The following is a 22401-nucleotide window of genomic DNA, read 5'->3' on the forward strand; positions in this document are numbered from 1 at the left end:
TCTCCGTGCCGACGGGCGCGGGGGCGTAAAACGGGAACGTCATGACTGGCGCCTCCTTGCTTCGAGCACCGCTTCGGCGACCTCGCCGATCTCCGCCTCGGGCACCTCTTCGCCGCCGGAGGCCTCGATCCTGATCGCGGTCGGCCACACCCGCTTCACGAAGTTCGGCCCCGCCGTCGCCGAGTCCTCCTCGCCCGCGTCCGCCAGCGCCTCGACGGCGGCGCGCAGCGCGGCCGTGCGGTCCGCCTGGGGATCGTGCAGACGTTTGAGCGTGGAACGGGCGAAGAGCCCGCCGGAGCCGATGGAGTGATAGCCGGACTGCTCCTCGAAGCGCCCGCCCGCCGCGTCGTAGGACACGATCCGGCCTTTCGGCTCCGCGTCGTCGGGGTCGAGGCCCACCAGCAGCGGCACCGCCGCCAGGCCCTGCATCGCAGCCTCCAAGTTGCCGCGCACCATCGCGGCCAGCCGGTTCGCCTTGCCCGAGAACGTGAGCGCGACGCCCTCGACCTTCTCGTAATGCTCCAGCTCGACCGCGAACAGCCGCACCAGCTCGAACGCGATGGCCACGGTGCCCGCGATGCCCGCCGCGCTGTACTCGTCGGTGAGGTACACCTTCTGCATCTCGTCGTGGGAGATCAAATTGCCCGACGTGGCCCTGCGGTCTCCCGCGATGAGCACGCCGCCCGCGTAGGTGAGCGCGACGATGGTCGTCCCATGCGGCAAACTGCCCGCGCCGGCCACGGGGAATTCCACAGCCCTGTCCTCCCGGAACGGGAGCAAATGCGGGGCGTTCGCCCGCAGATGCTCGGTGAACGAGGAGGAGAGCTGGGGCTGGGAGAAGACCGAGAACGCTTCAGTCTCAGGAAGTCGCCTGCTCACTGCCCGCCCTTTTGCACGTACGCGCGGACGAAGTCCTCGGCATTCTCCTCAAGCACGCCGTCGATGTCGTCGAGGAGGTCGTCGGTGTCCTCGATCGCCTTCTCAAGGCGCTCTTGGCCGCCGCCCGAGCCTGACTGCGCGAGCTCGTCGTCCTCGTCGCCGCCACCGGTGCGAGTCACCTGCTCTTGGGCCATTGCCGCCTCCTTAGTTTTGTGTTGTGCTGCACTCAACCCTAGCGAAGGTTCCTGCGAGGCGCTTGTCGGCCTCGCCGGACGAGGACAGAACGGCCCCCTGGTAGAATGGGCGCATGCGAGGGCGGGGAGCGCAGTGCGCAATCGGGGCGACCGCAGTTGCGCTCATGGCAGGCGGGCTGAACGCCGACAACGCCCGCGCGGACCCGCTGCCCGACTGCCCGCCAGCGGCAGCGGAAAATCCGCCGATCCGCCATTTCGACTGCACGATGCGATCAAACGACCAGTTGGGACTGCGCTTCGATGTGCGCTACGCGCCTGCCTCGACCGCAGGACGCGACCAGCCTGCCAATGTCACTATCGAGGTTTTCGACCGAGCAGGGGCGCATGCCCAAACCATTGTCGAGCCGCTCGAAAAAGATGCCGGAGGTTGGCCGACGCTTGTGGATGTGGACGAAGACGGACGTGACGAGATCCTCGTGCCGATCCAAGGCGTTCCTCATGGATCGAGATTCCGGTGGGCGCTCTGGCGCGCTACTGGCGAAGCCGCAGTGTTTCGCCGCCAACCCGAAATGGACGGAATTCTCCTGTGGCATGATCCGGACGGCTACGTTGTCCTCGAAAGCATTGTGTCCTATGTTCACGTGGCCATAGCCTTTTACAAAGTGGAAGAACCAGATTTCAAACCCGTGCTGGCATTACTCGTCAACACGAAAGAGCAAGTTGGGGACGGCCGCTGCGAACTCCTCGGCGAACCTGATCTCACCGAACTCGGTATGACCTCCGAACAGGCGGAACAGGTTTTCTGCGCCAAAACATGACATAGCTCCCGAAACCGAGGACACGACTCCGCCACTGTGTCTCGCATCCGTGGGAAAATCGCCTCAGCTCCCCCGTTAGCTGGTGAGCTTGTCGACCAGCTCCGCGGCCGACTCGACCGAGTCCAACAGCGCGCCCACGTGGGCTTTGCTGCCACGCAGCGGCTCCAAGGTCGGAATGCGCACCAAAGACTCCGCGCCGATGTCGAAGATCACCGAGTCCCAGCTCGCGGCGGCGACCTGGGGGCCGAACTTGCGCAGGCATTCGCCCCGGAAGTAGGCCCGCGTGTTGGCCGGCGGGGTGCGCATCGCGGCGAGCACGTCCGCCTCGGCCACAAGGCGGCGCATCGAGCCGCGCGAGACGAGCCGGTTGTACAGGCCCTTGTCCAGACGCACGTCCGAGTACTGCAGATCGACGAGCTGGAGCCGGGGCGAGGCCCAGGCGAGGCCCTCGCGCTCCTTGAAGCCTTCGAGCAGCCGCAGCTTCGCGGGCCAGTCCAGCCGGTCGGCGCACAGCATGGGGTCGCGCTCGAGGAGGTCGAGGACTTCGGCCCAGACTCGGATCACGTCGTCGGCCCGCTCGTCCGGCTCCGCGCGCTGCTCGCGGAAGGCGACAACCCGGTCGAGGTACTCCCGCTGCAGCGCGAGGCCGGTGAGCTCGCGCCCGTCCGCCAAGGCCACCACGGCGCGCAGCGACGGGTCCCGGCTGATCGTCCGCACCGCCTGCACCGGGCGGTGCAGCTTGAGGTCGGAGAAGTCCACGCCCGCTTCGATCAGGTCCAAGACCAGCGCGGTCGTGCCGACCTTGAGGTAGGTGGCGGTCTCGGCGAGGTTCGCGTCGCCGATGATGACGTGCAGGCGGCGGTATTTGTCCGCGTCGGCGTGCGGTTCGTCGCGGGTGTTGATGATCCCGCGCTTGAGCGTGGTCTCCAGGCCGACTTCGACCTCGATGTAGTCCGAGCGCTGGGCGAGCTGGAAGCCAGCCTCGTCCCCGTTCTGGCCGAGCCCGACGCGCCCCAGCCCGCAGATCACTTGCCGGGAGACGAAGAACGGGGTCAGCCCGTCCACGATCGCGACGAACGGCGTGCTGCGGTTCATGAGGTAGTTCTCGTGGCTGCCGTACGAGGCGCCTTTGCCGTCGACGTTGTTCTTGTACAGCCGCAGCACCGGCGCCCCTGGCACGCTCGCGACGTGCCGGGCGGCGGTCTCCATGACCCGCTCCCCCGCCTTGTCCCACAGCACGATGTCGAGCGGGTCGGTCACCTCGGGCGTGGAGTACTCGGGGTGCGCGTGGTCGACGTACAGCCGCGCCCCGTTGGTGAGGATCATGTTCGCCGCCCCGACCTCTTCCTCGTCGAAGATCGGCAGGACCGCGCTCGGCCTGCCGAGGTCGAAACCCCTGGCGTCCCGCAGCGGGGACTCGACCTCGTAATCCCACCGAGGGCGGCGGGACGGCAGCCCCTCAGCGGCCGCGTAGGCGAGCACCGCCTGCGTGGAAGTTGCGATGGGGTTGGTGTTGGGATCGTTCGGCGCCGAAATCCCGTATTCGATCTCGGTTCCCATGATGCGACGCACGGAAACCCACTCTACCTCCTCGCCGTCAGGCGGGCGGGGGCGGCGCGCAAAAGGCCGAGGCTTCCCGGACGGCCTTGTCGTATCCGCCGAGATAGACCTGGACGACAGCGGAGTCTTTACGCCCGGCGAGCGCCCGCAGCAGATAGTCGACGCTGTACCCGTAATTGTCGAGCAACGTGTGCAGCTGGGGCGGCAGGCCCGAGGCCCCAGCCGCCGAGGCTGCTTTCTCCTTCGCGGAGGAAAGACCGCTGTTCGCCTGGTTCACCGCGCGCGAGACCGCGCCGCCGTCGTAGTTCCACGACGCGTCGTGCGGCAGCTCCCGCAACGGGCCGAGCGCCCCGTCGACCGTCGTGACCGCCTCCTGGAACAGACTGCACGACTCGGCCCACGGCTCGGCAGGCGGCGGAGGCGGCTCGGCAGAAGCAGTCGGAGCCGCTGGCGGGGCGGGTTCTGCCGGAGCGGGAGCCGCCGGAGGTTCAGCCGGAGCCGGCGCGGGCTCGGCTGGCGCAGCCGGAGCCGGAGCGACGGGAACCGCTGGCTCTGCCGGCGCGGGCTCGGCGGGAGCGGTCGATTCCGCCGAGACTGGCGGCGGGGCGGGCAGTGCTGGTTCCGCAGGGGCGGGGGCTGGCGGCTCTGCCGGAGCGGGAGCCGCCGGAGGTTCAGCCGGAGCCGGAGCCGGAGCGGGCTCGGCTGGCGCAGCAGGGGCCGACGGCGCGGGGGGATCTTCCGGGGCAGGCTCCGCGGCGGCAGGGACTGCGAAAGCGAGCGCGAAGACGACAGCCGCGCTCAACGCGGGCCGCCATGGGACATCGCGCCTTCTATCGAAAACTCTCGACAGGGCACCGTGTTCAGCCACCGCGTTTCTCCGTTCGCTCACACAACTGGGGAGTTGCTGTGAGTATCGTCCAAAACCCTGCATTTCGATGACGGACACCCCGGCGAGTCCGTATTCTTAATCAATGTCTGAGGAGGACATCAAGGCACTCGGCAAGGGAAGAGAGACGGAACGGCATGCGCAGGCAATGGAGGCTCTTCCTCGCCCTCTCCCTCGCCTTTTGCGCGGCCCCTGCCGCCGCCGCGGACACGGAGGCGGCGTGCGCCGCGTTCTCCCAAGCCACCGCCTTGGTCAACACGGACCTCACCCCTTTCCTCGGCTTCGCCCGCAAAGAAGGCTGGAGCTATAACGACCCCGGCATGGCCGAGGCGATCCAGAAAGCCTCCGCCGGGCTCGCCCAGGCGGGGCGGGACGTGGACGCGAAACTCGCCGACACCGAGCCGGGGCCCGCGCAAAACGCGCTGCGCCACTACAGTTCCACTGCCATCGATCTCGGCCAGAAAATCTCCCGCAAAGCCGCCTTCCCCGATTTGACCTCGACCGTCGACGCCTACAACGCGGCGGTGCACACCGCGAACGGAGCGTGCGGCCTCGGCATCGGCGGCTGACCGGGCACGATCAGCCCGCCGCGCCGCTCCCATTCCCGCTCATCTCGGCCTGCTGCTGCGCCGTCACCAGCTGATGGACGAAAGCCAGCTTGTCGAGCACTTTCGGGGCGAGGACGAACGGGTACAGGTCCGGATGCCCCATCGAACGGTTGATCATATTGAGCGACCAGACCAAGGGCAGCCACTCGTCGACAATCGCATTGAACCCGATCCGGCCCGGCCTCGCCTTGTCGAGCGTGACCCCGGCGGGGGCGAATCCGAACGAGGCCGCCGTGTCCAACGTGTCGCGGATGTGCAGATAGTGCGCGAACGTCTCGGCCCAGTCCTCCGCCGGGTGCATCGTCGCGTACGAGGAGACGAACTCGTCCTCCCAGCCCGCCGGGGCTCCTTCGCTGTAGTGCCGGTCCAGCGCCTCCTGGTAGTCCAGGTCCGGATCGCCGAAGAACTCCTCGAATTCCCGGCGGTGCTCCCCCGTGCCGACCAGGACCGGGAAGTAGTAGTGCCCGATCTCGTGGCGGAAGTGGCCGAGGAGGGTCCGGTACGGCTCGGCCAGCTCGACGCGCATCTGCTCGCGGTGCACGTCGTCGCCCTCCGCGAGGTCGAGTGTGATCACGCCGTTCGCGTGCCCGGTGAGGATCTGCTGCGAACGGCTCGACAACAGGTCGAAGGCGAGGCCGCCCTCCGGGTCCGCTTTTCTGCCCACGATCGGCAGGCCCAGCACGGAGAGCTCCAGGATCAGCCTGCGCTTCGCGTCCTCCGCCTCGGCGAACGCCTCCAGCGCCTCGAGGTCGTCGTCGCTCGGCCGGGTGCGGGTGAGGGCGCAGGACTCGCACAGCCCGTCTTCGTCGTCCACCGCCACGACCAGTTGCACCGGGCGAGATGCAGGTTGTCGCAGAGCTTGTAGTCGCGCGCGTCGACCGTGAAGCCGTCGTGGTCCTCGCCGTGGACGAGCACGACGAGATCGCGTCGGGCGAAGAGGAAGCCGAGCTGGCTGTCGCACCCCAGGCAGAGCGAGTTCTCGAAGGAAAGCCGTTGGCCGCAGCGAGCACAGGCAAAGTCGCGCACCAGACAACACTAGCCCACGGAGGTGGAGCCGAGACAAAACACCAGTCCCGGCGGACTGGTTCTGGAACAGGCCCGGCGCAAACGCTACAACAGGGGCATGCGGGCCCCTCTCACCACCATCGAAGCGTTCGCAGACCGACCGTTCGCCGCGACCCACCGCTTCATCAAGGCGAGCACAGGTCGAGCAGATCGGCGGCTACGCCCTGTTCGCGGCCGACGCGAGATCGTGTCCCTGCGGCCCCGAGCCTCCTCAGACCGATGACCTCGGGCGGGGCCGAGATCAGATCCAGAAGCCCTTGCCGACGGCCACGATCCCCTCGGCGCTCACGGTGAACCGCTCGCGCTCGCGCTCCAAATCGACCCCGATCTGCTCGCCGGGGCCGACCACGACGTTCTTGTCCAAGATCGCGTTGCGCACCACGGCGCCCTCCCCGATGCGCACCCCCGGCATCAGCACGCTGCCCTCGACCGAGGCTCCGTCGCTGACGATGACGTTGCTGCTCACCACCGAGGAGCTCACGACGGCAGAGGAGATGATGCTGCCCGCGCCGACCATCGACTCCACCGCCATGCCGCCGTTGACGAACTTCGCGGGCGGCATCGCGTCGTTGCCGCCGTTGATCGGCCAGCGCCGGTTGTAGAGGTTGAAAACCGGATGCACCGACACCAGGTCCATGTGCGCCTGGTAATAGGAGTCGAGCGTCCCGACGTCCCGCCAGTACCCGTGGTCGCGCTCGGAGGCTCCGGGCACGTGGTTCTCGGTGAAGTCGTACACCCGCGCCTCGCCCTGGTCCACCAGCGCGGGGATGATGTTCCCGCCCATGTCGTGGTCGGAGCCCTGGTCCTCGGCGTCCGCCCGCAACGCCTCGACGAGCGTCTTGGTCGTGAAGACGTAGTTGCCCATGGACGCGTAGGCGTACTCGGGGGCACCGGGGATGCCCGGCGGGTCTGCGGGCTTCTCCAGAAAACTCGTGATCTTGCCGTCGGCGTCCGCGTCGATCACGCCGAACGCCTTCGCGTCCAGGCGCGGCACCCGGATCCCCGCCACGGTGACCCCTGCTTTGGACTCGATGTGCCGTGCGACCATCTGCTCCGGGTCCATCCGGTACACGTGGTCCGCCCCGAACACGACGATGTAGTCCGGGTCCTCGTCGTAGACGAGGTTCAACGACTGGAAGATCGCGTCGGCGCTGCCGGTGTACCAGCGCTTGCCGACTCGCTGCTGCGCGGGCACCGGCGTGATGTACTCGCCGGAAATGCCCGAGAGCCGCCAGTTCTGGGAGATGTGCCGGTCGAGCGAATGCGATTTGTACTGCGTGAGCACGCAAATCTTCAAGAAGCCCGCGTTGACGAGATTCGACAGCACGAAGTCGATCAGCCGGTACGCGCCGCCGAACGGCACTGCGGGCTTCGCCCGATCAGCTGTGAGCGGATAGAGGCGTTTGCCTTCGCCGCCTGCGAGCACGATGCCGAGCACATGGGGTTGACTCCTCACAGGTTCAACCTACCCTCTCCGTTTGGTTTTGGTGCGACAGTGTCGGCAGATTCATCGCCGCGTCCGAGCGCCGCGGCGCTGACGCGTGCCCGGAGCGCAGGCCGAGGCACGAGGCCGAAGCGACCAGACCAGCACAGTCCCCCAGGGTGCTCCGCGTCAGCATCCCCCGCTCGGCAAAACCCCCCGCAACCGCGATGCTCACCTGACCGGCATGCATGTCGCGGCGCTGACGCGTGCCCGGAGCGCAGGCCGAGGCACGAGGCCGAAGCGACCAGACCAGCACAGTCCCCCAGGGTGCTCCGCGTCAGCATCCCCCGCTCGGCAAAACCCCCCGCAACCGCGATGCTAACGTGGCCGGTATGCATGTCGCGATGCTGACGCGTGAGTACCCTCCTGAGGTATACGGGGGCGCCGGTGTGCACGTCACAGAGCTCGTGGCCAATCTGCGCGAACTCTGCGAAGTCGACGTGCACTGCATCGGCGAACCCCGCCCCGGAGCCGTCGCGCATCAGCCCGACCCCGCGCTGCTCGGCGCGAACGCCGCGCTGCGCACGCTCTCGGCGGACTTGCGGATCGCCGCTGCGGCGACCGGAGTCGACGTGGTCCACTCGCACACGTGGTACGCCAACCTGGCCGGGCACATGGCGAGCCTCTTGCACGGAATCCCCCATGTGGTGACCTCGCACTCCCTTGAGCCGTTGCGCCCGTGGAAAGCGGAACAGCTCGGCGGCGGCTACCGGATCTCCAGCTGGGCGGAGGCCGCCTCGCTGCCCGCCGCGGCCGCCGTCATCGCGGTGAGCCAGGCCATGGCCACCGACGTGCTCGCGACGTACCCGCTCATCGACCCTGCCCGCGTGCACGTGGTCCGCAACGGGATCGACGTGAGCGCCTGGTACCCGGACCCGAACGCCGAAGCCGCCGTCCGCGAGCTCGGCCTCGACCCGGCGAGGCCGATTGTCGCGTTCGTCGGCAGGATCACCCACCAGAAGGGGCTGAACCACCTCATCGCCGCCGCGCACCGCTTCGTGCCCGAGGCGCAGCTCCTCCTCTGCGCGGGCGCTCCGGACACCCCCGAGATCGCCGCGCAGACCCGCGCTGCGGTGGCCGAACTCCAAGAGGCGCGCGACGGCGTGGTCTGGGCACAGGAGATGCTCTCCTCGGCGAAAATCCGCGAACTCGTCTCGGCGGCCACGGTCTTCGTCTGCCCCTCCATCTACGAGCCGCTCGGCATCGTCAACCTTGAGGCGATGGCGACGGCGACCGCCGTGGTCGGCTCCTCGGTGGGCGGAATCCCCGAGGTCGTGGACCACGGCGAGACGGGCCTGCTGGTCTCGTACGAGCCGAGCGACCCCCAAGGGTTCGAGCATGGGCTCGCCGACGCGGTGAACGCGCTGGTCAACGACACCGACCTCGCGATCAGGATGGGGCGGGCCGGGCGGGCCAAGGTGGTGCGCGAGTTCTCGTGGACCAAAGTCGCGGCGGACACGTTGAAAATCTACGAGCACGTGGCCCGCTGACCCCGGCCCCCGAAGGGCGGTCCTCCCGCGTTATTTCTTCGCAGTCCCCAAGGGAACGCCCGCCAAAGCCTCGGAAAGCGCTGTCGCTTCCTGCACCGACAACTCGACCACCAGACGACCGCCACCGTCCACCGGCATCCGCAAAATGATCCCTCGCCCTTCTTTCGCTACTTCGAGCGGGCCATCACCGGTACGTGGCTTGAGTGCCGCCATCGGTTCCTCCAAATCACGCCAAGGCCGCCTAGCGCTGGTCGACAAGGCTATTAACTCGTGAACAAATGTGGGTTCTATTGTCCCATAGCTCAGCCACCCAGCAGGACGCCAGGTGGTCGTCCACCATCCCAGTGGCCTGCATCATCGCGTAGCACGTCGTCGGACCGCAGAAGCTGAAACCGCGTTTGCGCAGCTCTTTCGCCATCGCCGCCGACTCCGGGGTCTGGGCGGGGACCGCTTCGAGCAGTTCGGGGCGCGGCCTCGGCTCCGGGGCGAAGGACCAAAGCAGCTCCGCGAACTCGGCTTCGCCGATCTCCTGCACCAAACGCGCCGCATTGATCGCGGCGAGGATCTTGGGGCGGCTGCGGACGATCCCCGCGTCCGCCATCAGCCGCGCCACGTCCGGCTCGCCGAACGCGGCGACGACTGCGGGGTCGAAACCCGCGAACGCGGCGCGGAACGCCTCGCGCTTGCGCAGGATCGTGATCCACGAGAGCCCGGCTTGGAAAGCCTCCAAGCAAAACCGCTCGTACAGCGCGTTCCCGTTGGTGATCGGCTTGCCCCACTCCTCGTCGTGGTACCGGGTGTAAAGCTCGCGGACGGCCGGGTCTTTGGGCGACTCCGCCCACGCGCATCTGACGACCGGCTCCGCCGCCTCATTCATCCGCCGTCTCCAGCTCGTGCCCGGCGGACTGCGCCCGCAGCTCCTCTAGCTCCTCGGCCAGCCTGGCGAGCGCCCAGTCCACCTCCCGCATATCGTACCCGCGCAGGCGCACCTGGAATTTGAGCTTGCGGACGTCGTCGCCGAGCACGCCGGTTTCGGGCAGCTTGGTCGGGCTCGCCTGCCTCGGGAGCGGCCCGAGCTCCTCGCCCCGTCCGAAGACGAAGATCGAAAGCCCGAACAGCCCGGCTCCCACCAGGACAGCGACCAGTATGTATTCGAGGACTAGCACCACGCTCTCATCATGCCATTGCCCGCCGAAGCCCAGGCGGCGATCCGCCGCGCCGCCGGAAGGTCAGGGCCGCATCTCGTCCATGGGCGGATGGCCCTCCAGGCGCAGTTGGCGCGGCACCAGCTCCACTCCCTCGGGCCCCGCTTTGGCGACCAGAAGCGGCTCCTTGGAGTCTGCCACGCCGCTGCGCGTCAACATGGTGTGGATGATCTGCCTGCTCATCGCCGCCAACTCGGTCAGCGGCTGGTTGCGATGCGCGCGCGAGCCCAGGTTCACCTGCGCGAGGCCCTTCGCCCCGAACCGGTCGTACACGTCCATGACCATGCCGATCTCCACCCCGTACCCAGGGGCGAACTCCAACGAGCGCAGTGTCGCGGTGCGCGCCGCGTACTCCCCAGCCAGCGGTTGCAGCAGCGTCCGAAGGCCGGGGCGCAGGGCCGCGAGCATCGGCCGGGCCACCAGCTCGGTCACCCGCCCTCCGCCGGAAGGGTCGGCGCTGCCGAGCGGCCTGCGGTAGTAGCCCTTGACCAAATGCGTGGAGCGATCGGTCAAGAGCGGCCCGAGGAGCTTCGAGGCGAAGGTCGGGTCGGGGTCGATGAGGTCGGTGTCGATGAACACCACGAAGTCGCTGTCCACCATGCCGAGCGAACGCCACAGCGCCTCCCCTTTCCCGCCCGACAAGGGCACGCCGGGCAACGCCGCTTCGGTGGTGGTGACCCTGGCCCCGGACTCCTTGGCGATCGCGACCGTGTTGTCCGTGGAGCCGCCGTCCACCACGAGCACGTCGTCCAGCAGCGCGGAGCCCGAGAGCGGCTGGCGCAGCCAGTCGAGGCTCGCGATCACGTGGGCGATGGTCCGCTCCTCGTTGAGCGCGGGCAGCACGGCGGCCACCTTGCGCCCGGCCTTCGCCGCGACCAGCTCGTCGAGGCTCCACCCAGGGTCGGCGTACGTCGGCACGGATTCCTGCGGCCCTGTCGCGCTCGTCATGCTGGCGCCTTCCCTTCTCTCGAACAATCGCGCCCGGTCACACGCCAGGCGCGGCCAAATACCGGGACAGCACGTCGGCCACCTCGTGGATCTGGCTCTCCGGAGCCCATTCCTCTTTGGTGTGGGCGAGGTTCGGATCGCCCGGCCCGAAGTTCACCGAGGGGATCCCCAGCGCCGCGAACCGTGAGACGTCCGTCCATCCGTATTTGGCCCGGAACTTGCCCGAGGCGGCTTCGACGAGTTCTGCGGCGGCCGGATGGGCCAGGCCGGGGAGCGCGCCAGGCGCGGCGTCCACCACCTCGAACCGCGTCTGCGGCAGCTGGTCGAAGAGCCCGCGCACGTAGGCGACGGCCTGGTCGACGTCCCGGTCGGGGGCGAAGCGGAAGTTCACCTCCACCCAGGCCTCGTCCGGGATGACGTTGCCCGCAACCCCGCCGCCGATCCGGGTCGCGGAGAGGCCCTCCCGGTAGACGCAGCCGTCGATGTCGACCTCGCGCGCCTGGTGCTCGGAGAGGATCGCGAGCACCGGCGCGAGCCGGTGGATCGCGTCGTCCCCGAGCCAGGAGCGCGCCGAATGCGCCCGTCTGCCGGACGTGGCCACCCGCGCCCGCAGCGTGCCCTGGCAGCCTGCTTCGATCAGGCCGGCCGTGGGCTCGCCGAGGATCGCGACGTCCGCTTCGAGCCACTGCGGCACGTCCCTCGCGAGATGGCCGAGCCCGTTGCGGTCGGCGGCGACCTCCTCGTTGTCGTAGAAAATCAGCGTGAGGTCTGGCCCGAGGTCGGCGATCGTCGCCGCGACGTGCAGGAAGACCGCGCAGCCGGATTTCATGTCCACGGTGCCGAGCCCCGCGAGCGCCGGGCCGTGCTCCGGGTCGACGAAACGTCTGGCCGGGAGGTTCCCCGCCGAGGGGACGGTGTCCAGGTGGCCCGCGAGCAGCACCCGGCGGGAGCGCCCGGCGTTCGTCCGCGCCAGCACGCAGTTGCCCCGGCGCTCGATCGCGAAGCCGCTCGTCTGCTCGCGCAGCGCCTCCTCCACAGCGTCGGCCAGCGCGGCCTCTTGCCCCGACTCGCTCGGCACGTCGACCAACGCCTGCGTGAGTTCCACCGGATCCGAGTTCAGCCGCAACGTCATCGTCACAGACTAACCGCCGGTTCGGGCCCCCGCGATCCGACCGCCGAGGCGTGCCCTCGCCGATGTGTCCTTGCCCGGACCCGTCCGGGTAAACTGCCGTCCATGAGCGACACCGCAAGCACTTACCGTCAGACCGGCGCGAGCGGCGTGGGCCTTGCCACGCTGACCCCCTCGGGCGCAGTGCTCGACGTCTGGTTCCCCGAGCCGCTGCTCGGGGAGTTCCAGGAGACCGGGACTTTCGCCATCGAAGGCCCGCCCGCCTCCGACGAGCTGCTCGCGCTCGCTGGCCCCGATCCCGAGCGCGATGTCGTGTTGTCCGTGGTCCGCACGCGGATCGCGAGCCTCGCGGAGCCGCCTGCCGACGCCTACGACGTCTATCTGCGCCTGCATCTGCTCAGCCACCGCCTCGTCCGGCCGCACGAGGCGAACCTCGCCGGAGTCTTCGGCCTGCTCTCGAACGTGGTGTGGACCAACCACGGCCCCTGCTCCCCCGCCGGTTTCGAGGCGACGCGGCTGCGGCTGCGCGCACGGGGCCCGGTGCAGGTGCTCGGCGTGGACAAGTTCCCGAGGATGGTCGACTACGTCGTGCCGACCGGGGTCCGGATCGCCGACGCCGACCGCGTGCGGCTCGGCGCGCACCTCGCCGACGGCACCACCGTCATGCACGAGGGCTTCGTGAACTTCAACGCGGGCACGCTCGGGGCTTCCATGGTGGAGGGCCGGATCTCGGCGGGCGTGGTGATCGGCGACGGCTCCGACGTCGGCGGCGGGGCCTCGATCATGGGCACGCTCTCCGGCGGCGGCAAAGAGGTGGTCTCGGTCGGCAAGCGCAGCCTCATCGGCGCGAACGCCGGGATCGGGATCAGCCTCGGGGACGACTCGGTCGTCGAGGCGGGCCTGTACATCACGGCGGGCACGAAAGTCACCACGCCAGAGGGCGAAGTCGTCGCGGCCCGCGCGCTCTCCGGCGTCGCGAACCTGCTCTGGCGGCGAAACTCGCTCACCGGAGCCGTCGAAGTGCTGCCCCGCGCGGGCAGCGGCGTCACCCTGAACTCGGTGCTGCACTCGAACAACCCGTAGCCCCTCGAGCGCCGGTCTGCCGCCAGCCGTCCGAGGCGGACCGCTAGGACAAGCCCGTCCACTGGAACTCGCCCGCCGCGTCCCGCCGCACCCCGACCGGGGACTTGGCCGGGAAATGCGCGGTGAGCAGCCGGGCCCCCTCGTTCGCGCACCGTTCCAGCAGCTCCGACCGGGTCCGCATCGCCTGAGGCGAATCCGCGTCGGAGAACATGGGCAGGTCGCGGTATTCGATCTGGAACGGATGGTGGAAGGCGTCGCCGATCACCAGAAGGCTTTCGTTTCCGTCGGCGATCTCAAAAACGAGGTGGCCAGGCGTGTGCCCCGGCGCCGCGACCGCCATAATTCTCGTCCCCCCGGCCTCGGCGACGATCTGGCCCGCCTCGATCAGCTCCCACTTGCCCGATTCGAGGATCGGCTCGACGCTGTCCGCGTACAACTGCGCGTACAGCTCCGAATCCGCCGCGAGACCGCGCAAGTAATCGAACTCCACCGAATGAAAGAGGTGCAGCGCGTTGGGGAAGGTCGGCCGCCACGCCCCGTCCACGAGCCTCGTGTTCCACCCGCAGTGGTCGGGGTGCAGATGCGTGCTGGCCACCACGTCGACCCGGTCCGGGTCGAACCCCGCCGCGACGAACCGCTCGAGGTAGTCGGTGTTCAGCATGTGCATGTCGGGAAGGCCCGGCCGGGGCTTGTGGTTGCCGATGCAGGTGTCGAGGACGATGAGCTTGTCGCCCAGCGACACCACGTAGTTGTGCACGACGGTGACCATCTCCCACTGGCCGCCGCGCCGCAAGGAGAACGGGTATTTGGCGTGGGCGGCGACGAGCTGCTCGTCGGTGATCGCGGGGAACCACTCCCTCGGGTCCACGAACCAGGGGTCGAGTTCGGTGAGCTGCGTGACGGTCGCGGAGCCGAGGACGAATGCCATCGTGCGAATGTATCGCACAGCCCTTCGCGCCGAACGCCGGGGCACGGCGCGCTAGCCCCGGTCGAAGAACTGCATTTGCTGCGGGATGTGCCGGTCCCCCGCCAGCCCCTCGGGCGGCACCGCGCTCTCGATGGCCGCGAGGTCCGCTTTTGTGAAAACGAGGTCGAGCGCCTTCAAGCTCTCGCGCAGGCTCGCCACACGCGTCGATCCGACAATCGGCACGATGTCCTCGCCTTGGGCGAGGACCCATGCCGTTGCCGCCTGCGCGAGGGTCGCGCCGTGCTGTTCGGCGACTCTGGCGAGAGCTTGCGCGATGACGAGGTTGCGCGCCCCCGCCTCGCCTTGGAACCGGGGGTGCATGAACTGCCCCGGCTCGTGCGCGGTCCTGCCGCTGAGGAACGCCTCCGATAGAAGGCCGTGCGAGAGGATCCCGTACGCGGTGATCCCGATCCCCAGCTCTCGCGCGGCGGGGATGACTTCTTTCTCCCTCTCGCGTTCGATGAGCGAGTACTCGATCTGCAGGTCCGAGATCGGATGCACGGCGGCGGCTCTGCGCAACGCCGTGGCCCCGATCTCGGACAAGCCGATGTACCGGATGTACCCTTGCTCGACCAGCTCGGCGAGCGCGCCGACCGTGTCTTCGACCGGCACGGTTTGGTCGATCCGCGCGAGCCGGTAGATGTCGATATGGTCCACCCCGAGCCGGGTCAGCGAGTACGTGAGGAAGTTCTTCACCGACTCCGGCCTGCCGTCCACTCCTGGCATGCCCCCGCCCGGCAGCTGCAGCATCCCGAATTTCACGCTGAGCACCATGCTGTCCCGGTCGAGCTCTTTGAGCGCTCTGCCCACGAGGAGCTCGTTGTGCCCGCCGCTGTAGAAATCGCCTGTGTCGATAAGAGTGATCCCTGAGTCCGTCGCAGCCCGGATCGTCCGCAGGCCCTCTTCCTCCCGTTCCGCGCTCGTGCGCGCTGGAAGGGCTGAGGAGATCCGCATCGTGCCGAGGCCGACCCTGCTCACAACAGGCCCGGTGCTCCCCAGTCGGACTTGGCCGCAAACAGTTGTAGGGGACGTCTCATCCATAAGATGAAGCGTAATGGACAATCCGCTCCCCGGCACGTCGCCAACGGAAGCGGATGGGCCGCAGGAGGAATGCAGTCCCTCCGCCTCGTGAGAGCGGGTGCGGCGACCGCGCCACATTTAGTTAATGAGCAATCATTTATTGCATTAACTATTATGGTACGATCTATTCCATGAAGAACACAGCCGTCGACGACCCCCTGGCCCTTGAGCGACAGGTCTGCTTCGCGCTCGCGGTCGCGAACCGCGCGATCCTCTCGGTGTACCGGCCGATCCTCGCCCCGCTCGGCCTGACCCATCCCCAATACCTCGTCATGCTCGCCCTCTGGGGCCAGTCGCCGCAGTCGGTGAAGAACCTCGGCGAGGCGTTGCAGCTCGACTCCGCGACGATCTCCCCGCTGCTCAAGCGGCTGGAGACGGCGGGGCTCATCACCAGGGCCCGCAACGCGAACGACGAGCGCCAGCTCGACATCGGGCTCACCCCGGAGGGCGTGGCGCTGCGCGAGCGGGCGCTCGGCGTCCCAGGGCGAGTGGTGGAGCAACTGGACTCGGACTGGGAAGAGCTCGGCGAGCTCCACCAGATCCTGACGAAAATCAATCAGAAGGCGATCAAGGCAGGAGCGCTGCAGATATGACGAAGCCGGCAAGGACCAAGCCCAACTTCTTCCAGTGGATGGCCTACGCCCACGGGCGCAAGCTGCCCGACTCGATGCAGGAGTGGGTCAAGAACGACCTGACCGGCGATTGGGCCGGCCCGAGGCACCTGTGGCGCAGCATGGTGCCGTTTTTGCCCATCTTCGCCCTGATCCTCGTGCTCGTGCCGGGGCAGCTGTGGCTGCGCGGCGCGATGGTGCTGCTCATGGTCATCCTGGCGCTGATCTTCTCCGGCGCGTACATGAAGCAGAACAAGGTGTCCCGGCTCATCAAGCACGGCCTGCCCGCCGACCTGGAGAACCCGAAGAAGGTCCGCGCGCGCGAGGAGTCCCGCGCGCGCTACCTGGAGATCTACGGGGTCAACCCCGAGCAGTCTCGCTGAGCGCCTCGTCCAGGGCCGTCAGGCCGAGCTGGAGCTCCTCGACGGTCGCGGTGAGCGGCGGGGCGATGTGGATCCGGTTGGCCGGGGCGAACGCCCACACGCCGCGCGCCTTGAGGCCCGCGACGATCCCGCCGACCTTGTCGGCCCCGAGCGGCTCGCGGGTGGCTCGGTCCGCGACGAACTCCACCGCCCAGAAGAAGCCGCGCCCGCGCACCTCGCCGATGAGCGGGTGCTTCTCGGCAAGGGCGCGCAGGCCCGCGCCGAGGACGTTCTCGCCGAGATCGCGGGCCTTGGGCAGCAGCTGCTCCTCCTCGAAGACCCCGATGGAGGCGACGCCCGCCGCGCACGCGAGAGGGTGCCCCGCGTACGTGAGCCCGCCGGGGTAGGGGGTCTCGTCGAAGTGCGAGGCGACCCGGTCCGAGATGACGACGCCGCCGAGCGGGACGTACCCGGAGTTCACGCCCTTCGCGAAGGTGATCAGGTCCGGCTCGGCCCCGAAGGCCCCGTGGGAGGCGAACCACTCCCCGACCCTGCCGAAGCCCACCATGACCTCGTCGGCGATGAAGACGATCCCGTGCTTGCGGCACAGCTCGGCGACCCCGGCGAGGTAGCCGGGCGGCGGGACGAGCACGCCTGGCGAGCCCGTCACCGGCTCGAGGAGCACCGCGGCGATGGTCTGCGGCCCTTCGAGCTCGATCACCTGCCGAAGGTGCGCCAAAGCCCGCTCGGACTCCTCCGCCTCGGTCGTCGCGCCGAAAACGGAGCGGTACAGGTACGGGCCGAAGAACCGGGAGACGTTGACGCCGGTCGGCTCGTTCGCCCACCGCCGCGCCTCGCCGGTCAGGCCGATGGTCTGCCCGCCCGCGCCGTGGTACGAGCGGTACGCTGCGAGGATCTTGTCCCGCCCGGTGAACCGGCGCGCGATGCGGATCGCGTGCTCGTTGGCCTCCTGGCCGCCGGTGGTGAAGAAGACCTTGCTCGCGGGGTCCGGGGAGCGCTCGGCGATCAGCCGGGCGAGCGTGGCCGTGGCCTCGTTGGCGAAAGCGGGCTGGATCGTCGGCAGCTTGTTGGCCTGCGCCACGATCGCCTCGACCACCTTGGGGTGCTTGTGGCCGATGTTCAGGTTGATCAGCTGGGAGCTGTAGTCCAAGTACCGGTTCCCGTCGAAGTCCCAGAACCACGAGCCCTCGCCGCCCGCGATCGGCAACGGGCTGATCTTCGCCTGCGCGCTCCAGGAGTGGAAGACGTGCGCGCGGTCGTCGGCGCGGACACGCGCCCCGGTTTCGGCTTCGGCGAGGGAGGCTTGGGTTTGCGTCATCGGATCCTGCTTCTCGAATTGGTGGGGTCTCGCGTCGATTCTATGCGCCCCGCGTCAGGGCGCCTGCTGCGCTCCGTCCGGGATGGAGTCGAGCAGCACGACCTTGCCGTCCCGGCATTGCGCCCGCGCGCTCCCCGACCCGCCCTGCTTGAGCGCGAAGCGCAGGCGGACCAGCGTCGGGTCGTCCGGGTCGGGCTCCGCGGACAGGTTGTCGTAAGGCCGGTCGGTCGCCGGGCCGACGAACCTGCCCTTGTCGAAGATCAGCACGCCGACGCTCCACAGCGTCTGGCCCTGGTACTGCTCGCGCCGCGCCATCGCCGGCTGCACATCGGCGCAGGTGTACGGGTTCGCGACATCCAGTCGCCAATGGCCGAGCTTCCCCGTGGTCGGCCAGCTTTGCTCCGCGGCCTGCTCGACCGCGCGCTCGGTGACCAGCGCGCCGCAGTATTTGCTCCCCGGCGTGCGCGGCTCGGCCCGCGAGTCGGCGGGGAGCGGGTCCGGGGACCGCAGCGGCGTGAGCGCGTCCCTCGTCGCTTCGAAGCCGGTGCTGTTGCGGTAGTTGACGCACGTGATCCCGTCCGTCTCCCCTGCGCATTCGATCTCCCCGAGCCGGATGGTCGAGCCGGCCGGCAGCGGCTTGCTGAAGGGGAACACGTTGACGCCGCCGCCGAACACGCCGAAGGAGAGATCCTTCGTGGTCAAGGAGATCAACGGCTGCCACGCGACGGGAGCCGGGCTGTTCGTCGGGCGGGGCGGCTTGGGGAAAGCAGGGCTCGCGGACTGGCACATCACGCCATGGACGCCGCCGGTGCAGGCGAGCGACCCGTCCGGGCTCATGAAGTCGACGAACACGCCGTCTTCCGACCAATCGGGCGCTTCGCGCGCCATCTTGTAGCCGTGGTAGCCGCCGGAGTCGACCAGCGCGCCCCGCGCCGCCTTCCCCAACCGGTCCTCGGCGTCGGCGCTCGCCTGGACGACGAGCGGGGCCTCCTCCAGCGGCGGCCGCGCGGGCGCGGCGTACGGCTTGGCCGCAGCGGGGAGACCCGGAGAAACAGCGGGAGCCTGTTTCTCCGCCCCGTCCTCGCCGGGGACGGGCGGGCGGGCGCACGCGCCGAGCAACGAGACAGCGCAGCACACCGCCGCGACCTTTGCCGAAAACCTCATGTGGTTAGTATCGCAAGCACGCCTCGCCGCCCTCGAAGCGCTCAGAGCCATCAGCACAACGATGAACGGAGCCCGCCATGCCCGCACGACTCGACTACTACCGGTCCGCTCCCGGCGGCGTGAAAACCCTCATGGGCGTGCACGCCTACATCGCGCAGTCCGGGCTGCCCGCCGAACTCGTCGAACTCGTGAACCTGCGCGTCTCGCTCATCAACGGCTGCGCGTATTGCCTCGACATGCACACCTCTGAGCTGCGCAAGCTCGGGGCCGCCGAGGAGAAGATCACCCTCGTCTCGGTCTGGGAGGAAGCGGGCTCGCTCTTCTCCGCGCGCGAACAAGCGGCGCTCGCCTGGGCGGAGACGGTGACCAATGTCGCCGAGACCCACGTGCCCGACGCGGCGTTCGCGGCGGTCTCCGAGCATTTCACGGAGAAGGAGATCGCCGACCTCACCATCGCCGTCGGTTTGATCAACGCGTGGAACCGGCTGGCCATCAGTTTCCGCGCCGTCCCCGAGTCAGTGACAAAAACGTCGCGGAACTCTTGACCTGGAGAGCGCTCTAGGTCCTAGAGTGGGCTCATGCGCTTCGCCATCAAAACCTCCCCGCAGAACACCACGTGGTCGGACATGCTCGCCGTCTGGCAGGCCGCCGACGACATCGAGCTTTTCGAGTCCGCGTGGAACTTCGACCACTTCTACCCCATCTTCTCCGATCCCACCGGGCCCTGCCTGGAGGGCTGGACCACCCTCGCCGCCCTCGCGCAGGCGACCAAACGGCTGCGGGTCGGGGTCTTGGTGACCGGGATCCACTACCGGCACCCCGCGGTGCTCGCGAACATGGCCGCCGCCCTCGACATCATTTCGGACGGGCGTTTGGAGCTCGGCATCGGCGCGGGCTGGAACGAGGAGGAGTCCGAGGCGTACGGCATCGAGCTTGGCACGGTCAAAGAGCGCTTCGAGCGCTTCGAGGAGGCCACCCAGATCTTGATCAGCCTCCTCACCCAGGAGAGCACCACGTTCGAGGGCAAGTACTACCAGCTCAAAGAGGCGCGGAACGAGCCGAAGGGCGTGCAGCGCCCGCATCCGCCGATCCTCATCGGCGGCGGGGGCGAGAAGAAGACCCTGCGCTTCGTCGCCCAGTACGCCCAGCATTGGAATGTGCCGGGCGGGACCACCGAGGACTTCACCCGCAAGCTGGGCATCCTGCGCGAGCACTGCGCCGCGATCGGGCGCGACCCGTCCGAGATCACCACGTCCACGCACATCCGGCTCGGCGAGGACCACGATTACGCGAAGACGGCGGCGGAGGCCGAGGAGTTCAAGGCGGCGGGGCTCGATTTGGCCATCATTTACCTCCCGACGCCGCACACCCCCGCCGTGCTCGAACCGCTCGCGGCGGCGTTGGCGCAGATCAACCGCTGAACGTCCGCGCGGATGCGCGGATGAACGCCGCCGCATAGGGTGACGATCACACCCTCTTCCTCACGGTTCCTGGTTATGCTGTGTGAGTGATGAGGAGGACCGTCCGACCCGGCCAAGGAGGACTGCGCGCGTGAAACGACCCAGCGACGAGCGACGAGCGGCGTTGTTCGGCATCGAGGCCCGTCTCTCCTGGGTGCTCGCGTCATTGGCCGGGCTGCTCGGCGCGTCGGCGTTCATCCACACCGAAGGCTATTTCGTCACCTTCATGACCGGGAACACCGAGCGCGCGGTGCTGAGCTCGTTCCGGGGCCAGACCATGTTCGGTGTCGCGGCGGGGCTGATCATCCTCTCGTTCCTGTCCGGCGTGATCGTCGCCTCGCTGTGCCGCAGGCATTTCTGGTCCGGGCATCCGCACGGCCCGACGATGCTCACCACCGTCGCCCTCATACTCGCTGCGGCCTTCGACGCGGTCGTCGACTGGGGCGGGGACGACATCGACTTGCTCACGGTGCTCTTCGTCGCCTTCGGCATCGGCTCGCTGAACACGTCGTTCACCAAGAACGGCGAGGTGTCCGTGCCGCTGAGCTACGTCACCGGCACCTGGGTGAAGATGGGGCAAGGCATCGAGCGCCACATCAGCGGCGGGGACTACGCCGATTGGCTCGGCTATTTCCTCGTGCTGGTCTCCTTCGCGTCGGGGGCGCTGATCGGCGGGCTACTCAGCCTGGTCGAGACGGGGTGGAGCATGCTCATGATCGCGGCGGGGGTGTGCCTGGCCACGAGCGTCTACACGTTCGTGCACGAGCGCAACAACCCGCCCGAGCCGTCAGCGGCCAGCTGACCGGCCCGCCCGCCCGAGCATGCGGTCGGCGGTGTCCGCCAGCGCGTCGATCAGCTCCGCGAAACGCCGGTCCGAATCTCCGGGGGCTCCTGTGCCGAGGATCTCCGGGCCCGTCCGCCTGACCAGCTCGGCCCCCTCGCCGATGCGCTCGTCCCGCGCTTTGAGCGAGTAGCGGTCGTCGGGAGCCTGACTGACGGCCTGCTCCTCCACGCAGAATCCCACGGTGAAGCAGTAGACCAGCCATAACGCGCGGGCGACCACGGCGACCTCGTAGCCCCGGTCCGCGAAGCTCGCCAGCGGGGCCTGCTGCGCGCGCAGCACCTCGGCGTCGGTGAGGTAGGTGCCCGCGAAGACCCGTGCGCCGTCCCGGTGCGCGAGCATCGTCCGGCGCAGAGCGTTCGCGTAGATCCGGAAGCCGTCCCGCACCAGCGTGTCGGTTTCGAGCCCGCCGAGCTGCGCCCAGAGCAGCCGCCACATCTGTGTCGCCATCTCGTCGAGCAGCTGCTGTTTGTCGCGCACGTGCCAGTACAACGAGGGAGCCTTGACCCCCAGCTTGGCCGCGACCGCTCGCACGGTCAAACCGTCGAGGCCGACCTCGTCCAACACTTCGAAGCCGGCCTTGACGATTTTCTCCATGCTGAGGTCCCGTGCCATCTTGACAATCTAACATGCGTAGATTAGTGTCCAAACTACACATGTTAGGTTAGCCGCGCGCGGCGAGAGCGGGGCGCGGACGAAGGAGGCAGGCATGAAAGCAGCGGTCGTCCGCACCCCGGACAGCTCGCCCGAGTACACCGACTTCCCCGATCCGGCCCCGGCCCCCGGCCAGCGGATCGTCGAGCTCGTCGCGGCGGGGGTCCACCAGCTCGTGCTGGCAAGGGCCGAGGGGAAGCATTACAGCAGCGAAGGCATCTATCCGCTGGTCCCCGGAGTCGACGCAGTGGGACGGGCCGAGGACGGCTCGCTCGTCTACGTCGGCTTCTCCGTCGCGCCCTACGGCACCCTTGCCGAACTGATCGTCGCGCCGGGCGGCGCGGTGGCGCTCCCGCACGGGGCCGATCCGCTCCAAGTCGCCGCGGGCATCAACCCCGGCATCTCCTCGTGGATGCCGCTGATCGCCCGCGCGGACGAGGTGGACGGGCTCGGGACCGTCCTGATCCTCGGGGCCACCGGCATGGCCGGCCTGCTCGCCGTGCAGAACGCGCTGGCGCTCGGGGCCGAGCGCGTGGTCGCGGTCGGGCGCAACGAGGCCAAGCTCGCCCGCGCCG

At 68.7% G+C, this 22401-nt stretch carries 25 protein-coding genes and 1 pseudogene; 9 read left to right on the forward strand and 17 right to left on the reverse strand.

The features are described from left to right. Positions 1-39: 39 nt before the first annotated feature. Both prcB and HMPREF9336_RS16875 read right to left on the reverse strand, forming a co-directional pair. Positions 40-879, reverse strand: coding sequence for a proteasome subunit beta (gene prcB / locus HMPREF9336_RS16870; RefSeq protein WP_007469007.1), 840 nt, complete (start codon positions 877-879; stop codon positions 40-42). Next, on the reverse strand, positions 876-1073 hold the full coding sequence (locus HMPREF9336_RS16875) for a ubiquitin-like protein Pup (RefSeq protein ID WP_007469008.1): 198 nt from the start codon (positions 1071-1073) through the stop codon (positions 876-878). The genes prcB and HMPREF9336_RS16875 overlap by 4 nt, the downstream gene beginning before the upstream one ends. A 164-nt stretch (positions 1074-1237) precedes the next feature. Here HMPREF9336_RS16875 and HMPREF9336_RS18595 point away from each other — a divergent pair, with 164 nt between their 5' ends. Beyond that, positions 1238-1891: a hypothetical protein gene (locus HMPREF9336_RS18595; protein WP_021030916.1), complete on the forward strand. Its 654-nt coding sequence runs from the start codon at positions 1238-1240 to the stop codon at positions 1889-1891. A 75-nt stretch (positions 1892-1966) separates the two neighbouring features. On the opposite strand, the gene dop is transcribed toward HMPREF9336_RS18595, so the two are convergent. Together dop and HMPREF9336_RS18830 are read right to left on the reverse strand one after the other, a co-directional pair. Next, complete coding sequence (gene dop / locus HMPREF9336_RS16885; protein ID WP_007469010.1) at positions 1967-3463, reverse strand: depupylase/deamidase Dop; 1497 nt, start codon at positions 3461-3463, stop codon at positions 1967-1969. A 25-nt stretch (positions 3464-3488) separates the two neighbouring features. Next, positions 3489-4253 (reverse strand): hypothetical protein, encoded by a 765-nt coding sequence (locus tag HMPREF9336_RS18830; RefSeq protein WP_211235470.1) that lies wholly within the window; start codon positions 4251-4253, stop codon positions 3489-3491. Positions 4254-4474: 221 nt separating this feature from the next. On the opposite strand from HMPREF9336_RS18830, the gene HMPREF9336_RS16895 reads away from it, so the two are divergent. Continuing rightward, positions 4475-4906, forward strand: a complete 432-nt coding sequence (locus HMPREF9336_RS16895) for a hypothetical protein (RefSeq protein ID WP_007469012.1) — start codon at positions 4475-4477, stop codon at positions 4904-4906. Between the two features lie 10 nt (positions 4907-4916). Here HMPREF9336_RS16895 and HMPREF9336_RS16900 read toward each other — a convergent pair. Both HMPREF9336_RS16900 and glgC read right to left on the reverse strand, forming a co-directional pair. Then, a pseudogene (locus HMPREF9336_RS16900) lies at positions 4917-5971 on the reverse strand (zinc-binding metallopeptidase family protein). A 280-nt stretch (positions 5972-6251) separates the two neighbouring features. Next, on the reverse strand, positions 6252-7466 hold the full coding sequence (gene glgC / locus HMPREF9336_RS16905; protein WP_007469014.1) for a glucose-1-phosphate adenylyltransferase: 1215 nt from the start codon (positions 7464-7466) through the stop codon (positions 6252-6254). A 359-nt stretch (positions 7467-7825) separates the two neighbouring features. Between glgC and glgA the strand changes: the two genes are divergently transcribed. Next, a complete protein-coding gene (gene glgA / locus HMPREF9336_RS16910) occupies positions 7826-8983 on the forward strand; it encodes a glycogen synthase (protein WP_007469015.1) in 1158 nt (385 codons plus the stop codon). A gap of 30 nt (positions 8984-9013) precedes the next feature. On the opposite strand, the gene HMPREF9336_RS18140 is transcribed toward glgA, so the two are convergent. From HMPREF9336_RS18140 to dapE, 5 genes are read right to left on the reverse strand one after another with little or no spacing between them, the layout of a single operon-like run. Further along, positions 9014-9196 carry a DUF3117 domain-containing protein gene (locus HMPREF9336_RS18140; RefSeq protein ID WP_007469016.1) on the reverse strand — a complete coding sequence of 61 codons (183 nt, stop codon included), beginning with the start codon at positions 9194-9196 and terminating at the stop codon, positions 9014-9016. Between the two features lie 28 nt (positions 9197-9224). Continuing rightward, the gene (locus tag HMPREF9336_RS16915; protein WP_007469017.1) at positions 9225-9860 is read right to left on the reverse strand and encodes a DNA-3-methyladenine glycosylase I; all 636 of its coding nucleotides are present in this window, start codon (positions 9858-9860) and stop codon (positions 9225-9227) included. After that, on the reverse strand, positions 9853-10152 hold the full coding sequence (locus HMPREF9336_RS16920) for a DivIVA domain-containing protein (RefSeq protein WP_007469018.1): 300 nt from the start codon (positions 10150-10152) through the stop codon (positions 9853-9855). The genes HMPREF9336_RS16915 and HMPREF9336_RS16920 overlap by 8 nt, the downstream gene beginning before the upstream one ends. Positions 10153-10212: 60 nt before the next feature. Further along, positions 10213-11136: a glucosyl-3-phosphoglycerate synthase gene (locus tag HMPREF9336_RS16925; protein WP_007469019.1), complete on the reverse strand. Its 924-nt coding sequence runs from the start codon at positions 11134-11136 to the stop codon at positions 10213-10215. Positions 11137-11173: 37 nt separating this feature from the next. Beyond that, positions 11174-12268 (reverse strand): succinyl-diaminopimelate desuccinylase, encoded by a 1095-nt coding sequence (gene dapE / locus HMPREF9336_RS16930; RefSeq protein ID WP_021030921.1) that lies wholly within the window; start codon positions 12266-12268, stop codon positions 11174-11176. 102 nt (positions 12269-12370) lie between these two features. Here dapE and dapD point away from each other — a divergent pair, with 102 nt between their 5' ends. Then, on the forward strand, positions 12371-13348 hold the full coding sequence (gene dapD / locus HMPREF9336_RS16935; protein WP_007469021.1) for a 2,3,4,5-tetrahydropyridine-2,6-dicarboxylate N-succinyltransferase: 978 nt from the start codon (positions 12371-12373) through the stop codon (positions 13346-13348). 43 nt (positions 13349-13391) lie between these two features. Here the strand turns inward: dapD and HMPREF9336_RS16940 are convergent, their stop codons facing one another. Both HMPREF9336_RS16940 and HMPREF9336_RS16945 read right to left on the reverse strand, forming a co-directional pair. Continuing rightward, a complete protein-coding gene (locus HMPREF9336_RS16940) occupies positions 13392-14276 on the reverse strand; it encodes an MBL fold metallo-hydrolase (protein ID WP_007469022.1) in 885 nt (294 codons plus the stop codon). Between the two features lie 51 nt (positions 14277-14327). Further along, a complete protein-coding gene (locus tag HMPREF9336_RS16945; RefSeq protein ID WP_051357398.1) occupies positions 14328-15356 on the reverse strand; it encodes an aldo/keto reductase in 1029 nt (342 codons plus the stop codon). Positions 15357-15526: 170 nt separating this feature from the next. Here HMPREF9336_RS16945 and HMPREF9336_RS16950 point away from each other — a divergent pair, with 170 nt between their 5' ends. Next, entirely contained in the window at positions 15527-15988 is a 462-nt protein-coding gene (locus tag HMPREF9336_RS16950) for a MarR family winged helix-turn-helix transcriptional regulator (protein ID WP_007469024.1), read from the forward strand. Next, on the forward strand, positions 15985-16389 hold the full coding sequence (locus tag HMPREF9336_RS16955; protein ID WP_007469025.1) for a DUF5313 family protein: 405 nt from the start codon (positions 15985-15987) through the stop codon (positions 16387-16389). The genes HMPREF9336_RS16950 and HMPREF9336_RS16955 overlap by 4 nt, the downstream gene beginning before the upstream one ends. Here the strand turns inward: HMPREF9336_RS16955 and HMPREF9336_RS16960 are convergent. Both HMPREF9336_RS16960 and HMPREF9336_RS17710 read right to left on the reverse strand, forming a co-directional pair. Then, positions 16367-17707 carry an aspartate aminotransferase family protein gene (locus HMPREF9336_RS16960; RefSeq protein ID WP_007469026.1) on the reverse strand — a complete coding sequence of 447 codons (1341 nt, stop codon included), beginning with the start codon at positions 17705-17707 and terminating at the stop codon, positions 16367-16369. The two genes, HMPREF9336_RS16955 and HMPREF9336_RS16960, sit on opposite strands and share 23 nt — an antisense overlap. Positions 17708-17761: 54 nt before the next feature. Then, positions 17762-18871 carry a hypothetical protein gene (locus HMPREF9336_RS17710; RefSeq protein WP_021030922.1) on the reverse strand — a complete coding sequence of 370 codons (1110 nt, stop codon included), beginning with the start codon at positions 18869-18871 and terminating at the stop codon, positions 17762-17764. Between the two features lie 77 nt (positions 18872-18948). On the opposite strand from HMPREF9336_RS17710, the gene HMPREF9336_RS16970 reads away from it, so the two are divergent. From HMPREF9336_RS16970 to HMPREF9336_RS16980, 3 genes are all read left to right on the forward strand, one after another. Next, positions 18949-19416: a carboxymuconolactone decarboxylase family protein gene (locus HMPREF9336_RS16970; protein WP_007469028.1), complete on the forward strand. Its 468-nt coding sequence runs from the start codon at positions 18949-18951 to the stop codon at positions 19414-19416. 33 nt (positions 19417-19449) lie between these two features. Beyond that, the gene (locus tag HMPREF9336_RS16975) at positions 19450-20292 is read left to right on the forward strand and encodes an LLM class F420-dependent oxidoreductase (RefSeq protein ID WP_007469029.1); all 843 of its coding nucleotides are present in this window, start codon (positions 19450-19452) and stop codon (positions 20290-20292) included. 130 nt (positions 20293-20422) lie between these two features. Further along, positions 20423-21133 (forward strand): YoaK family protein, encoded by a 711-nt coding sequence (locus HMPREF9336_RS16980; protein WP_021030923.1) that lies wholly within the window; start codon positions 20423-20425, stop codon positions 21131-21133. Here HMPREF9336_RS16980 and HMPREF9336_RS16985 read toward each other — a convergent pair. After that, the gene (locus HMPREF9336_RS16985; RefSeq protein ID WP_007469031.1) at positions 21119-21787 is read right to left on the reverse strand and encodes a TetR/AcrR family transcriptional regulator C-terminal domain-containing protein; all 669 of its coding nucleotides are present in this window, start codon (positions 21785-21787) and stop codon (positions 21119-21121) included. The genes HMPREF9336_RS16980 and HMPREF9336_RS16985 overlap by 15 nt on opposite strands. Positions 21788-22126: 339 nt before the next feature. Then, the gene (locus tag HMPREF9336_RS19140; protein ID WP_244431689.1) at positions 22127-22387 is read right to left on the reverse strand and encodes a hypothetical protein; all 261 of its coding nucleotides are present in this window, start codon (positions 22385-22387) and stop codon (positions 22127-22129) included. Positions 22388-22401: the final 14 nt, after the last annotated feature.

Origin of the sequence: Segniliparus rugosus ATCC BAA-974, from assembly GCF_000185725.2 — a bacterium.
Lineage (GTDB): Bacteria > Actinomycetota > Actinomycetes > Mycobacteriales > Mycobacteriaceae > Segniliparus > Segniliparus rugosus.